The organism is Hymenobacter translucens (assembly GCF_020685205.1).
Classification (GTDB): Bacteria; Bacteroidota; Bacteroidia; order Cytophagales; family Hymenobacteraceae; genus Hymenobacter; species Hymenobacter translucens.
Map to the genome: position 1 here is coordinate 95,859 of NZ_JAJERB010000012.1, position 14,611 is coordinate 110,469.

Below are 14,611 nucleotides of genomic sequence, written 5' to 3' on the forward strand. Positions count from 1 at the left end.
GTTTCCCATGAAGATTGTAAAGATTTCATTCGTTGCCGCCGCGCTTTTTGCCCTCGCTCCCCTGGCCTCCCAGGCCCAGCACGCCCACGGCGCGGGCGCCGCGGACAAGCACATCGCCCCCGGCGAAACCCACGCCCATGCCTCGCCGCACGGCGGCATGGTGCGTTCGGCCAAGCCCTACCACATGGAGCTCGTGCAGCAGCCCACCGAGCTGCGCATCTACCTGCTGGGCGACAAGATGGCCGCCGTGCCGAACAAGACCCTGACGGGCTCGGTGATGGTGCAGACCACCGACAATAAGACGACGACCGTGCCACTGACGGCCGGCGGCACCGACTACGTGGTGGCCAAGCTGCCCGCCGGCGCCAAAGCCCGCACCGCCATCGTGAGCCTGAAAAACGGCAGCGAGGCCCTGAACGTGCGCTTTGACAAGCTGGACACGGCCGCCAAGGCCAGCAAGTCCGTGTCGGCTGCCTACACCTGCCCCATGAACTGCGAGGGCAGTGCCAGCGACAAGCCCGGCAGCTGCCCCAAATGCGGCATGGCCCTGGTCAAAAAAGCCTAGGCGGAGCCTGTTTTTCGGGCGCAGTGCGTCCGGGCCTTTCTCCGTCTTGGGCCGTCTGCTGCTGCAACGGTGGGCGGCCCTATGGCTGGCGTTAACCTGATGATATGAAGTACTTGAAAATGAAACGTGCGGCGAACCGACTGCTGCTGCTGACCCTGGTACTCCTGGGGCTGGGCCCGGCGGCGGTGCGCGCGCAAACCGTTATCGGGCTGGACAGCGCCGAAGCCCAGACCCTGCGCCGGCACCCGCGGCTGCGGCAGTCCGACCGCGAGATTGAGGAGCAGCGCGCCCTCAAGCGCGGCGCGTTTGCGCCCGCCAACCCGGACTTTCTGTTCTCGGCCCCCACGGGCGAGATGTGGGCCCCGGGCGTGGTGCAAACCATCGACCTGCCCAACGTCTACCGCCAGCAGTCTAAGGTGGCGCAAGCGGGCATTACCCTGGCCGAACGCAACCGCGAAGTGAGCCGGGCCAGCGTGCTGCGCGACACCCGCCTGGCGTATCTGGCGCTGCAGTTTGCCGAGGCCCAGGTGCGGCAGCTCACCTACCAGGACAGCCTGTTCCGGGTGCTGCGTGTAGCCACCGAGCGCCTGTTCACGGCCGGCGAAGTCACCTCCCTGCAGCGCATCAGCACCGACGCCGAAGCCCGGCAGGTGAGTGTGCAGCTGCAGCAGGCCACCGCCGACCGGCAGGCCGCCCAACGCCGCCTGGGCCTGCTGCTCGGCCGGCCCAACGAGGCCCTGGCCACCAGCACCGACCTGGGCCGCACCGGCACGGAGCTGGCCCAGACGGGCACGGCGCTGCTCGCGGGCCTGCCCGCCGAAGACAGCAGCGCCCTGGTGCGCAGCCCCACGCTGGCCGCCGCCACCCAGAACGTGGCCCTGAGCCAGTCCGGCATCAGCCTGGTGCGGGCCCGGCGCACGCCCGCGTTGACGGTGGGCTACCAGAACCAGGCCTTTGAGAACTCGGCCATGAAGTACCGCTTCCAGTTCGGTGTCTCGGTGCCCATCTGGTTCTGGACCTACCGCTCCCAGCTGCAGGCGGCCACAGCCCGCTCCCAGGCCGCCAGCTACCAGCTACAGGCCCAGCGCCTGGAGCTGAGTGGGCAGTACCAGCAGGCGCTGGCCGACACGCGCAAGTTTTCGGCCTCACTGGGCTACTACGAGCAGACCGGCTTGCCGCAGTCGCGGGCCATCATCAGCCAGTCCCAGCGCCTGTTCCGGGCCGGGGAAGTGAGTTACCTGCAGCTCATTCTGAGTTTGAACCAGGCCTTTGCCATCCAGAACACCTACCTGACCACCATCCGCGACTACCGCCAGGCTTTGGTCGAGCTTAACTACCTGCGGGGCGAATAACCGTCAACCATCATGAAACAACTCCTGATTTTGCTGCTGGGCCTGCTGCTGTGCGGCACAGCCTACGCCCACGGGGGCGAGGACCACGGCGACGGCCCCAAAGCGGGCACCGCGGCCGGCGCCACCTCGTTTTCGGTGGCCGCGCTCTCCGAGCAGTTCGAGGCGCTGCTGCGCTACGAGCCCCTGGAAGGGGGCAAGCCCGCTGACCTGCGCCTGTTCCTCTCCGACTACGCCACCAACGCCCCCATCAAAGGCGCCAAGCTCACGCTTACCACCCCGGAAGATGCCAACCTGAAGTGGGCAGTGACCGAGCAGGAGCCGGGCGTGTACCTCGTGGAAGGCCAGTTTCCGGCCAACAAGGCCTACAGCTTCGCCCTCAACGTCGTGGCCGGCGAGACGGCCGACCTGCTGCTGCTCGACGGCATCAAAGTAGGGGAGAAGCTGCCCGTCGCGGCTACGGCCCCCGCCGCCGCCACGTCGCTTTTCTCGTCCTGGAAAACCATCCTGGCGTTGGTCGGCGCCTTTGTGCTGGGCATCGGCCTCACGGCCCTGCTCATGCGGCGCCGGCGCCAGCCCCCGGAGCCCGCGCTGCAAACCTCGGAGCAGGCGTTGACGGCCAGCCGCCGCACCCCCTTTCCTTAATGCTACCCCGATATGAAAACCAAGCATAAATTCCTGGCGGCCACGGCCGCCGCGGGACTGGTACTGACGGTACTGCTCCCTCCCCCCGGCCTGGTACAGGCGCACGGGGGCGAAGACCACGGCGGCACGGCCAAGGCCAGCACCGGCGTAGCGTCCACCGACGAGGTGCTGCTGCCCAAGGAAAGCCAGTTCCTGTTCGAGGTCCGCACCAGCCTAGCTGCCTTCTCGACTACTTACAGCCGGGCTACGCTCTACGGCACGGTATCGGCCGCGGCTGGTGGCGAAGGCCGCGTGGTGGTGCCCCAGACGGGGCGCATCGTGAGTCTCGCTGCTCAGGTTGGTAAGACGGTGCGCGCCGGGCAGACGCTGGCCGTTATCGAGCAAACCCTGGACGCCACCCAGCAAATCGGGCTCAGCACCGAGCGGGCCAACGCTCAGGCCGAGCTGAGAGCGGCCCAGCAGGACTACGCCCGCCTGCAAAGCATCGCCGACATCGCCGCCCGCAAAGACGTGGTGGCCGCCGAGCTGCGCCTGCGCCAGGCCCGCCAGAACGCCAGCATCCAGAACGGCCAGGCCGGCCAGCGCCGCGTGTCCATCACCTCGCCGGTGAGTGGTACCGTGGACGTGTTTAACCTGGCCGTGGGCCAGCAAGTCAACCAGGGCGACGAGTTGTTCCGCGTCATCAACCCCGGCAAGCTGCGGGTGGAAGCTCAGGTGTTTGCCCAGGATTTGGCTAAGGTCACGCCCGGCGCCCGGTTTCGGGTCGAAGGCCTGCAGGGCCAGTCCGGTGTACCCGCCAGTCTCGTGGTATTCTCGAACGTGGTGAATCCGGTGAACCAGGCCCGACAGCTGGTGCTGGAGCTCGATGCCGCCGAAGGCAGCGCCTACCGCGCCGGTCAGGCCGTGAACGTGCAGGTGGTGGGCCAGACCGGCGGCGGTACCCCGCAGCTGGTGGTGCCCACTTCGGCCATTACCGATTTGAATGGCAAGCCCGTGGTGTTCGTGCACACCGAGCCCGAGCGCTTCAAGATTCGCTTCGTGCAGCCCGGGGCCGTCAACGGCCAGCAAACGGTGCTGGTGCAGGGCCAAGTCAACGAAAACGACCGGGTGGTGACCACCGGCACCTACCAGCTCAAATCCATTTACCTCAATCAATAGGTACCGCTCCGCGGTGACTGCTTCCTCCCTCCCCATGAAAAACCTCTTTGCTTTCGCGGCGCTGACCGCCACGCTTTCTCTCACTGCCGCGACAGCGCGGGCCCAGACGGCCCCGGCCGCCAGCTCTGCCGCCGACGAGACTGCAGTGAAAGCGGTGCTGACCAAGTACCAGCAGGCCGTGCAAAAGCTCGATACCACGGGCACCGCCCGCCTGTTCACGGCCAACTCCCAGGTGTTCGAGTCGGGTGGGGTGGAAGGCACCTACCGGCACTACGCCGAGCATCACCTGGCTCCCGAACTCAAGGAGTTTAGTGCTTTCACCTTCAGCGACTACAAAGCCGCCGTGCAGGTCGACGGTCCCTACGCTTTTGCGACGGAAACCTACACCTACACCATCAACCTCAAGAAAGGCCCCAAGGAGAAAGAGGCCAAGGCGCCCATCGTGCGCCGCGGGGTGGCCACGTCCGTGCTGCGCAAAAACGCCGCCGGTCAGTGGCAAATCATGAGCACTCATACCTCGGCCCGCACTCCCCGCGTCAAAAAATAAGCTGTTCGGCGGGCCTGGGCGACTGCCCGGTTCGCTGCCTATTCCGGGAGGAGAGGGGCCCCACCCGGCCGCTCTCGCTTCTTCCTCTTTGCGCTAACCACCGATGCTAGACAAGATAATTCGCTTTGCCCTGCAGAACCGCCTGCTCATGCTGGCTTTTGCCGTGGGACTGCTCATTGCGGGTAGCTACACCGCAAATCAACTACCCGTGGACGTACTGCCCGACCTGGACCGGCCCCGCGTAACGGTGTTTCTGGAAGCGCCCGGCATGGCCCCCGAAGAAGTGGAAGCCCTGGTGACACTGCCCGTGGAAACCGCCCTGAACGGCGCCACCGGCGTGTCGGCGGTGCGCTCCAACTCAGCCATTGGCCTCGGGATGGTGTTCGTCGAGTTCGACTACGGCACCGACATCTTCACCGCCCGCCAGATAGTTAGCGAGAAGCTGCAAACCACTGGCGAGCAACTGCCCCAGGGCGTTACGCCGGTACTGGGCCCCATTTCCTCGGTCATGGGCCAGATTATGCTGGTGGGGCTGTCGGGAGGAAAAGAAACCAACGCGGCTGACCTGCGCACGCTGGCCAACTACACCGTGCGCCAGCGCCTGCTCTCCATCCCCGGCGTGGCCCAGGTCATTCCCATCGGCGGCGACAACCTGCAGTACCAGGTGCTGCTGGATATGCCCCGCCTGAACGCCACCGGCTTGACCGTGAACCAGGTGGAAGAAGCCCTGCGCCAGTCCAACCTGAACACCACCGGCAACTTCTTCGACCGCAACGGCTCGGAAGTGCTGATTCGCAACCTGGGCCGCCTGCGCTCGGTCACCGATATCGAGAACATCATCGTCGGCTACCGCGAGCAGTCGCCTATCCGCGTAGCGGACGTTGCCAAGGTAGAGTTCGGGGCCCGCTTCAAGCGCGGCGACGGCAGCGTGAATGGAAAGCCAGCGGTGATTCTGAGCATCGAGAAGCAGCCCGGCGCCGCTACCGTGGGCTTGACTGAAGCCGTAGAAAAAGCCCTGGTGGAGCTCAAGCCCTCCCTGCCGAAGGACGTGCAAGTGAACACGCGCCTGTTCAAGCAGTCGGAGTTTATCGAGTCCTCTATCAGCAATGTGGAGGAAGCCCTGCGCGACGGGGCCATTCTGGTCGTCATCGTGCTGTTTGCCTTTCTGCTGAACGTGCGCACTACGTTCATCTCGCTGGTGGCCATTCCGCTGTCCTTGCTGGTCACGGCGCTGGTGTTTCGCTTTGCCGGCATTAGCATCAACACCATGACGCTCGGCGGCCTGGCCATTGCCATCGGCGAGCTGGTCGACGACGCCATCGTGGACGTGGAAAACGTGTACCGCCGCCTGCGCGAAAATAAGCAGAGGGCGAACCCACAGCCGGTTCTGAAAGTCATTTACGCGGCCAGCTCCGAGGTGCGCAACTCCATTGTGTACGCCACCATCATCGTGGTGCTGGTGTTCCTGCCGCTGTTTGCGCTGGAAGGCATGGAGGGCCGCATTTTCGCGCCGCTGGGCATTGCCTACATCACCAGCATTGTGGCCTCGCTGTTCGTCTCGCTGACCGTGACCCCGGTACTGTGCTACTACCTGCTGCCCAAGATGAAGCAGATGGACCACCCCGAAACGGATGGGGGATTGGTGCGCTGGCTGAAGAAAAAGGACACCCGCCTGCTGGGCTGGGGGCTCAAGCACCCTAAAGCCGTACTTGGGGTGACCGGGGTGATGTTCGTGGCGGCTATGGCGCTGATTCCCTTCTTTGGCACGGAGTTCCTACCACCTTTCAATGAAGGGTCATTGACGGTCAACTTCTCGGCCCCCGCCGGCACCTCCTTGACGGAATCCAACCGCCTGGGTAGCCTGGGCGAAGCGCAGATGCTCAAGATACCGGAGGTGGCCTACACCGCCCGCCGCACCGGCCGCGCCGAGCTGGACGAGCACGCCGAGTCGGTAAACAACTCGGAAATTGAGGTGGCTTTCAAAACCGAGGAGGAGCTGGAAAAAGAGGGCAAAACCATGCGTAGCCGCGACGAAATCCTGGCCGACATGCGGGAGAAGCTCAGCCTGATTACCGGCGTGAACGTCAACATTGGTCAGCCCATTTCACACCGCCTCGACCACCTGCTCTCGGGCGTGCGGGCCCAGGTGGCCATCAAGGTGTTCGGCAACGACCTACTGGAGTTGCGCCGCTACGCCAACGAGGTGCGCACGGCCGCCGGCACCGTGCCCGGCGTGGTGGACCTGCAGGTCGAAAAGCAGGTGCAGATTCCGCAGCTGCTCATCCGCCCCAAGGACGACGCCCTGCGCGCCTACGGCATGGCCCGCGGCGAAGTGGTGCGCGACCTCGAAACCCTGTTTCAGGGGGCAGTAGTATCGCAGATGCTCGACGGGCAGAAGCGCTTCGACTTGGTGGTGAAGCTGCCCGAGCAGCAGCGCAACGACATTGCCGCCATCGGCCAGACCCGCATCGAAACGCCCAGCGGCGCCATGATTCCCGTGAGCCAGGTGGCCGACATCGTCTACGAACCGGGCCCGAACACCGTCAACCACGAAAACACCCAACGCCGGATTACCATCTCGCTGAACGTGGCCGAGCGCGACCTGGGCTCCACGGTCAAGGAAATTCAGGCTAAGGTGAATTCGCAGGTGAAGCTGCCACCCGGCTACTACCTCACCTACGGCGGGCAGTTCGAGAGCCAGCAGTCGGCCTCGCAGAAGATTCTCTGGCTGAGCTTGTTTTCGCTGGCCGGCATTTTCCTGGTGCTGTTCTCGCACTTCAAGTCCAGCTACATGGTGGGACAGATTATGCTCAACATTCCGCTGGCCCTCATCGGCTCGGTGGTGGCGGTGCTGCTCACCGGCGGCACGTTCAGCATTGCCTCGCTGGTGGGCTTCATTACCCTCACCGGCATTGCCTCGCGCAACGGCATCATGATGATTTCGCACTATATCCACCTCGTGGAGCACGAAGGGGAGAAGTTCGGCATCCCGATGATTATCCGCGGCTCCTTAGAGCGGCTGGTGCCCGTGCTGATGACGGCCCTGGTAGCGGCCCTGGCCCTGGTGCCGCTCACGCTGGCCAAGGACGCGCCGGGCAAGGAAATCCTCTACCCGGTAGCCACCGTCATCCTCGGCGGCCTGCTTTCCTCCACCTTCCTCGATATCATCGTGACGCCGGTGGTGTTCTGGCTGGTAGGGGAGAAGGCCCTCGCGCAATACTTCGCCTCGCACCAGGAAACGGGTTTGGACGACCACCCGCAGGAGCTCGACGCGCAGCCGCTGACGCCGCCCTCGGATTTGAATCCGGTGCTGCCCACCCGCTAGGCCATGATGCACGCCTTTTTGCACATCACGGTGCCCGGGCTGTATGCCCTGGCCTTTCACCGCCCCCACTGGCGGCGGATTTGGGCGGTGCTGGCCGCTGCCCTGCTGCTGGACCTGGACCACTTATGGGCCACGCCCTTCTATGACCCGAACCGCTGCAGCATCAACTTCCACACCTTTCACACCTACTGGGCCATCGGCGGCTACGCGCTGCTCTTGCTGCCCGCCCGCACGCGCATCTGGGCCGTGGGCTTTCTGCTGCACATGGTGCTGGACTACACCGAATGCTGGCAGCGCGGCATTTACCTGCCTTAATCTTTCTTGCTAATGCCCAATAGCCCCGATTCTGCTTTGCCCACCACCGTGCTTTACATCAAGCACATGGTGTGCGCGCGCGGTATTCGGGTAGTGCGGCAGGAGCTGGAAGGGCTGGGCTTGCAGGTACTCGACGTGCGCCTGGGCGCCGCCACGGTAGCGGGCACGGCCGAAGAGCTCGACTGGCCCCGCCTGCGGGCCACGCTGGAAGCGGCCCGGTTTGCGCTGCTCGAAACCTTCCACCAAACCCTGGTGGAACGGGTCAGTGTGGCGGTGAACCGCCTGCTGCGCGAGCCCGGCGAAAGCCTGCGTCACCGGGCCTTTGGGGCGGCAGTAGCCCAGGAACTGGGCCTGACGTACGGGCAGCTGAGTGCGGCCTATGCCCGCTTGGTGGGCGATAAGACGCTGGCGGCCTACATCCTCAGCCAGCGCCTGGCCTATGCGCAGGAGCTACTGACTTCGTCTTCCCTGAGCGTGGGCCGCATTTCCCGGCGCCTGGGGTACGCCAGCCTTGCGCACTTCTCCGGCCAGTTCCGGCGCCTGGCCCGCTGCTCGCCTTCCGCGTATCGCCGCCTGCTGCGGGCCGAAATGATTCCAGTAGTGAGCGAGGAGGCCCCAAATCATGCAAGGGAAGGAGAGTAATATGTAAAACCGTAGGCCACAGAGCAGGTATACTTAGGCAGCGACCCGGTTGGGTTGTCTGGTTCGTTCACCTACACCCATTTCCCATGCATACCCAAAACCAAAGCCTGCTCGACGCCCTCAATGCCTGTATCGCCGCCTGTGAGCATTGCGCCACGGCCTGCCTGCAGGAAGACAACGTGAAGATGATGGCCCGCTGCGTGCTGTTGGACCGCGACTGCGCCGACATCTGCGCCCTCACGGCCCGCTTCACCGCCCGCGGCTCGGAGCACGCCGCCCATCTGCTGCGCGAGTGCGCTGAAATCTGCAAAGCCTGCGCCGACGAGTGCGAGAAGCACGGAGCTCATTCCGAGCACTGCCGCGAGTGCGCTGAGGCGTGCCGCCGCTGCGAGCAGGCCTGCCGTCAGGGCATTGCCGCTTAATTATTCCGGAAACCATGTGAAGCCAGCCCGTCACGTACGGGCTGGCTTTTTCGTGGGCAACGGCGGGAAATTATGCTGTTTCGCGGCCTAATTCTGTACGCCTGTCCTGAGCGACGCCCCTACTTTTACGGGGTCGTTTACCCCCTCAACCGCCCTGCTGATGACGATGGCTCCCGCCCTGCGCAAATTCATGCTCACCGCTCACATCACCTTTTCGGTGGGCTGGCTGGGTGCGGTGGCCGTGTTTCTGGCCCTGGCCATCACCGGCCTGACCAGTTCCGACGCGCTGCTGGTGCGCACGGCTTACCTGGCCATGGGGCTGAGCGGCTGGTTTGTCATCGTGCCCTCCAGCCTGGGCTCATTGGCCACCGGCGTGGTGCAGGCATTGGGCACACCCTGGGGCTTGTTCAAGCACTACTGGGTCCTGGTCAAGCTGGTGCTCACGGTGGGCGCCACGCTGCTGTTGCTGCTGCACATGCAGCCCGTTACCTACCTGGCCGAGGTAGCCGCGAAAACCAACCTCTCGGCAAACGACCTGCGGGGGCTGCGCCTGCAGCTACTGGCCGATGCAGCTGCCGCGCTGGTGGTCCTGCTGGCGGCTACGGCCATTTCAGTGTACAAGCCCTGGGGGCGCATTGGCAAGTGGCGGCAGCAACAGCAGGCTCACGCCCAGGCTGTGGCCGCGGGCCACGCAACTGCGCTGCCGATGCCTTGGGGCCGCTATTTGCTCGTCGCCGGGCTGGTACTGTTGCTGCTCTTTGTCGTAGGCAAACACCTGTTAAACGGGGGCATGGGTCACCATTAAAGCGCGGCCTGCGCCGTTGCAACGAGGGCTGTCGGTGGAATAGCAGCTACAAATCATGCAAGCCTGAAGCCTAATTCTGTACCCCTTCCCGGGCACGTGCCGCTACTTTTGGGTGTTTTAATCCCGAACCCGCCCACCAAGGGCGCCACGCATTTACTCCCATGAAAACGCTCCATTTCAACACCAACATTAACTGCGGCGGCTGCATCAAAGCCGTAACGCCCACCCTCAATGGCGAGAAGGGCATCACTTCCTGGCAGGTCGACACGGCCAACCCCAACAAAGTGCTGACCGTGACCGGTGACGTGACCGAAGAGCAGGTGTTAGCCCTGGTGGAGGATGCCGGCTTCAAGGCTACCAAGGCCTAACTTCTCTTTTGAGTGCTACCCACGACGTACGGACCGTGGCTTCTTGAACGACCCCGCGGCCGTACCGGCGGGCCCATCTTAACCAGTAGAACCGATGAAACGCAAGATGATGATGTTCGGCGCCGCGGCGCTGCTCTCCGGCGGCGCCCTGTTTGGCTTCACCAGCCCCACAGCCACCGCGGCTGACTGCCCACTGAAGGGAACCCCCGATTGCCCGCTGGTGCAAAACTGTGCCCAGGCCGGCACTCCGGCCTGCACGGCGGGAGCTCCTAGCTGCTGCGCCGCTAAGTAAGCTACCCGATGCTGCTATAAAACGCCTGGCCCTGTGGCCGGGCGTTTTTCGTTTAGGCACCCCTTGAGCGGCCTGCAGCCAGGACTGAGGCACCTACTCAGCTACCGTGGTGCTTGAAATTATGCAACCGTGCGGCCCTTTGCGTATAAACATTGTCGCGGTTTGACTACGTATGGTACCCAACAGGGAAAGCATTGACCACTTGGCTAGGACCAGTGGTTGGCGCGGCCTCTCCATTACCCATTGGGATTTGCCCTGGCGCTGCTGCTTGCGGTGAGCCGGGGTTTTTCCGTGTACCGGCCTTATTCAATTCGGCTCTATGTTTTCAGATTTTCCCAATCTGCACCCTTTAGTGGTGCACCTTCCCATCGTCCTTATTATGCTGGCCGCGGCATTGCAGGCCCTGCTGGTATTCAAGGACTGGCCCCAGGTGCGCTGGATTGCGCTGGCGGTAATGGCCGGGGGCTTCGCCGGGGCGGTGGCGGCCAGCACGGTGTTTCATGCCATGCCCCTGGGCTTGTCACCCCAGGCAGCGGCGGTATTCGCGGCTCACGAACAGTTTGCCAGCTACACCACCTGGCTCTCGGGCATCACGCTGCTGCTGGCCGGCATCGGATTTTACTTTAAGGTGCAGCGCCGGGCCTACGAGGTGCTGGTGCTGGTGGCGGCGGTGGCGGCGGCCGGCGCGCTTTCCGTGGCCGGGCACCGGGGCGCGCAGCTGGTGTACGTGGAGGGCGTGGGGCCTAAGGGCAACCTGCTCGACAAAAGCCACGGCCACGGCGGGGAAGAAGAGATGCCCGGCATGGACATGCCTACTTCCGATGTGGATGCTCATAATGAGGAGCCCAGCACGACCGACGGTACTCACCAACCATCGGCCACGATGCCGGACAACGCCCAAGCCGGAATGGAGGGCATGAACATGGACCCCAAGCCCGCCCAGCCAGGCCAGCGCAGCCGACCTATTGGTCAGATGGAAGGCATGAATATGCCCAACCAGCCGCGGGGCGGCCAATCGCAGCCGACCCGTAGGGCCGCCCGGCCGGAAACCATGGCGGATATGCCGGGGATGGACATGCCCGGCATGGGCACGCCGCGCTCCTCTGCTCAAACGCCCGGCCGCAAAGCGCAGCCCGCGCCAATGGACATGGGCAACATGCCGAGCATGGACATGGGGCCCACCCGCCCGAAAAACACGTCCCGGAATCAGCCTGCCACGGGCAATATGGGCCCGATGAAGGGCATGGAAAACATGCCTGGAATGCAGCCCGCCGGCGGTCAAAAGCCCGGCGCAACTCGCCAACAACCGAACGACATTTCGGGAATGCCAGGCATGAAAAAGGGCGAGTCCATGCCCGGAATGGGCGATATGAAGGGGATGGACATGAAAAGCAAGGATGGGAAAGGCATGGACATGAAAGGCGCCGGAACCATGCCCGGCATGGCCATGCCCAGCCCGATGGACAAGTACCGCTTCGAGGACAACAACCCGGCGCGCACCCAACCCAAAAGCAATAACTAAGTGACGATGCGAGTACTCTTTTTGCTGGCTGCGCTGCTGGCCACCCTGCCCGCCTGGGCCCAGAGCATGCCGGGCATGCGCATGGGCAAGGGCACCGAGCCCCACCTGACCCAGTCCGCGCCGCCAGCCACCGAACTGCAGGGCAAAGTCGTGACGCCCCGCACGAGCTACGTGGGCAAAAGGGTGGAGTACGACTTATACGTCGACGAGCGCCTGGTCAACTTCACCGGCCGCACCCGTCGCGCCATCGGCATTAACGGCCAGATTCCGGCCCCCACGCTCACCTTCAACGAGGGCGACACGGCCGTAATTCGGGTGCACAACCAGATGCACATGGAAACTTCCATCCACTGGCACGGCATCCTGCTGCCCAACGAATACGACGGCGTACCCTACCTCAACACGGCCCCGGTCGAGCCCGGCGGCACCCACACGTTTACGTTTCCCCTGATTCAGAGCGGCACCTACTGGTACCACTCCCACACCATGCTGCAGGAACAGGACGGGGTGTACGGCTCCATCGTCATTCACCCCAAGCGCATACCCTACGAGATGAAGGAGTACGTGCTGGTGCTCTCCGACTGGACCGACCACAAATCCAAGGAAGTGCTGCGCTACCTCAAGCGCACCGGCGAGTGGTTTGCGGTGCAGAAGGGGGCCACCCAGAGCTACGGCGAGGCCCTGGCCGCCGGCTACTTCAAAGACAAGCTCAAGCAGGAGTGGGGCCGCATGCCGGCCATGGACCTGACCGACATCTACTACAACAAATTCCTCACTAACGGGCAGGAAAAGGGCTACTTCAAGGATGCCAAGCCCGGGGAAGTGGTGCGCCTGCGCGTCATCAACGGCAGCGCCTCGTCGTACTTTTTCCTGCAGTACGCCGGCGGCCCCATGCAGGTCATCGCCGCCGACGGCATCAACGTGGAGCCCTTCCCGGTTACCAAGCTCGAAATAGCCACGGCCGAAACCTACGACCTGCTGGTGACCGTGCCCGCCATGGGCGCGGCCGAATTCCGGGCCACGGCCAACGACATTACGGGCTACACCTCCACCTACATCGGGGCGGGCGAGCCGATGAAAGCGCCCGACCTGCCCCGCATCAACTACTTCCAGATGATGCGCGAGATGAACAGCATGGAGGGCATGAGCGGCATGGACATGGGCGGCGCCGGCATGACCAAAGAGCAGAGCAGTGGGGAGATGAAAGGCATGAATATGAAAGGGATGGACATGTCGGGCAGCCACGGGCAGAAGCCGGCCAGCCCGGCGGCAGGCTCGGCGATGCCGGGCATGGACATGCAGCACGGGGCCGCGCCCGCCGCCACGGCGCCTTCGCCGCAGAACCGCCCCCAGAACGCCCAGGAGAAAGCCGGCAAGAGCATGGGCAGCATGCAGGACATGGGCAGCATGGCGGGCATGGACATGGGGGGCATGAGCGGGATGGCTGGCATGGGCGGCAGCGCGGGCGATTTCAACTACAACCAGCTGCGGGCCCTTAATCCCACCACCCTCGACTCGACCAAGCAGTGGCGGGAAATCAACCTGACCCTGACCGGCAACATGCTGCGCTACGTGTGGTCATTCGACAACAAGACCCTGTCCGAGGCCGACAAGATTCCCATCCGCAAGGGCGAGAACGTGCGCATGACCTTCACCAACACCACCATGATGCGCCACCCCTTGCACCTGCACGGGCACTTTTTCCGGCTCGTCAACGCCCAGGGTGCCTACTCGCCCATGAAGCACACCTTCGACATTCAGTCCATGGGCAAGGTCACCATCGAATTCGACGCCAACGAGGAGCAGGACTGGTTTTTCCACTGCCACATCCTCTACCACATGATGGCCGGCATGGCCCGCATCGTGAGCTACGAGGGTACCCCGCAGAACCAGTACGCCCGCACCGACTACAAGGAGCTAAAGAAGGAAGATAACCGGCCCTACCTCTGGGCCGACCTGATGGCGCACTCGCAGGGCGCTTTTCTGGAAAGCACGCTCTCCAACAACCGCAACGCGCTCGAATTCGAGGGCCGGGTAAACTACCAGGGCAACTTCGAAACCGAAACCCACCTGCTGCGCTACCTCGACAACCGGCAGTTTCTCGCTGCCTTCGTCGGCTTTGATTACCGCAACAACCGCACGCTGCTGGCGGAAGGGGAGCGGAACACCAAAAACAACCGGCGGGTGTTCGACGTGGGCCTGTACTACCTGCTGCCGCTGCTCGTGCGCTCGGAGCTGCGCCTGGACAGCAACGGCAAGGTGCGCCTGCAGCTGGAGCGCACGGACCTGCCCCTGAGCAACAACTTCTTCGCCGACCTGCTGGTGAACACCGACCGGGAATACAACGTGGCCTTCCGCTACATGGTCAGCAAGTACGTGTCGCTGAGCACCAACTACGACAGCGACTACAAGTGGGGCGCTGGCCTGACCCTGCACTATTAACGGGCAGCCGGCTCCCTACTTGCAGGTTTGCACCAGCGCCGTCACGCTCAACGTCGCCGTGGCGTCCGTGGTGTAGTTATGGGTGTTGTTAAACAAATAGGGTAAAACCTCCGACTCGGCCCTACGCCGGTTTGCTTGGCGGCTGCCAGGTAGCAATCAGGTCCATGTCAAACGGGGCTTCGGCCAGCAGGGGGTGGTCGGAGAAGTCGTACTC

At 63.8% G+C, this 14,611-nt stretch carries 14 protein-coding genes; all 14 read left to right on the forward strand.

Going from position 1 to position 14,611, the window contains the following annotated elements; genetic code table 11:
* The first annotated feature begins 7 nt into the window (after positions 1 to 7).
* The 14 genes from LJY25_RS20275 (at position 8) to LJY25_RS20340 (ending at position 14,397) form a co-directional block, all read left to right on the forward strand.
* The gene (locus LJY25_RS20275) at positions 8 to 565 is read left to right on the forward strand and encodes a heavy metal-binding domain-containing protein (protein ID WP_227610299.1); all 558 of its coding nucleotides are present in this window, start codon (positions 8 to 10) and stop codon (positions 563 to 565) included.
* A 104-nt stretch (positions 566 to 669) separates the two neighbouring features.
* Entirely contained in the window at positions 670 to 1,917 is a 1,248-nt protein-coding gene (locus LJY25_RS20280) for a TolC family protein (protein ID WP_227610300.1), read from the forward strand.
* A gap of 12 nt (positions 1,918 to 1,929) precedes the next feature.
* Positions 1,930 to 2,559: a hypothetical protein gene (locus tag LJY25_RS20285; RefSeq protein ID WP_227610301.1), complete on the forward strand. Its 630-nt coding sequence runs from the start codon at positions 1,930 to 1,932 to the stop codon at positions 2,557 to 2,559.
* 12 nt (positions 2,560 to 2,571) lie between these two features.
* Complete coding sequence (locus LJY25_RS20290; protein WP_187317277.1) at positions 2,572 to 3,717, forward strand: efflux RND transporter periplasmic adaptor subunit; 1,146 nt, start codon at positions 2,572 to 2,574, stop codon at positions 3,715 to 3,717.
* A 34-nt stretch (positions 3,718 to 3,751) separates the two neighbouring features.
* A complete protein-coding gene (locus tag LJY25_RS20295) occupies positions 3,752 to 4,264 on the forward strand; it encodes a YybH family protein (RefSeq protein WP_227610302.1) in 513 nt (170 codons plus the stop codon).
* Positions 4,265 to 4,367: 103 nt separating this feature from the next.
* Entirely contained in the window at positions 4,368 to 7,589 is a 3,222-nt protein-coding gene (locus LJY25_RS20300; protein ID WP_227610303.1) for an efflux RND transporter permease subunit, read from the forward strand.
* Between the two features lie 3 nt (positions 7,590 to 7,592).
* A complete protein-coding gene (locus LJY25_RS20305; RefSeq protein WP_227610304.1) occupies positions 7,593 to 7,904 on the forward strand; it encodes a DUF6122 family protein in 312 nt (103 codons plus the stop codon).
* A 12-nt stretch (positions 7,905 to 7,916) separates the two neighbouring features.
* Positions 7,917 to 8,546: a helix-turn-helix transcriptional regulator gene (locus LJY25_RS20310; RefSeq protein WP_227610305.1), complete on the forward strand. Its 630-nt coding sequence runs from the start codon at positions 7,917 to 7,919 to the stop codon at positions 8,544 to 8,546.
* A gap of 86 nt (positions 8,547 to 8,632) precedes the next feature.
* On the forward strand, positions 8,633 to 8,968 hold the full coding sequence (locus LJY25_RS20315; protein ID WP_187317282.1) for a four-helix bundle copper-binding protein: 336 nt from the start codon (positions 8,633 to 8,635) through the stop codon (positions 8,966 to 8,968).
* A 160-nt stretch (positions 8,969 to 9,128) separates the two neighbouring features.
* On the forward strand, positions 9,129 to 9,773 hold the full coding sequence (locus LJY25_RS20320; protein ID WP_227610306.1) for a hypothetical protein: 645 nt from the start codon (positions 9,129 to 9,131) through the stop codon (positions 9,771 to 9,773).
* 161 nt (positions 9,774 to 9,934) lie between these two features.
* Positions 9,935 to 10,141 (forward strand): heavy-metal-associated domain-containing protein, encoded by a 207-nt coding sequence (locus LJY25_RS20325; RefSeq protein WP_187317283.1) that lies wholly within the window; start codon positions 9,935 to 9,937, stop codon positions 10,139 to 10,141.
* Positions 10,142 to 10,235: 94 nt separating this feature from the next.
* A complete protein-coding gene (locus LJY25_RS20330; protein ID WP_187317284.1) occupies positions 10,236 to 10,433 on the forward strand; it encodes a hypothetical protein in 198 nt (65 codons plus the stop codon).
* Positions 10,434 to 10,752: 319 nt separating this feature from the next.
* On the forward strand, positions 10,753 to 11,955 hold the full coding sequence (locus tag LJY25_RS20335) for a DUF2231 domain-containing protein (RefSeq protein WP_227610307.1): 1,203 nt from the start codon (positions 10,753 to 10,755) through the stop codon (positions 11,953 to 11,955).
* Between the two features lie 6 nt (positions 11,956 to 11,961).
* Positions 11,962 to 14,397 carry a multicopper oxidase domain-containing protein gene (locus tag LJY25_RS20340; RefSeq protein WP_227610308.1) on the forward strand — a complete coding sequence of 812 codons (2,436 nt, stop codon included), beginning with the start codon at positions 11,962 to 11,964 and terminating at the stop codon, positions 14,395 to 14,397.
* Positions 14,398 to 14,611: the final 214 nt, after the last annotated feature.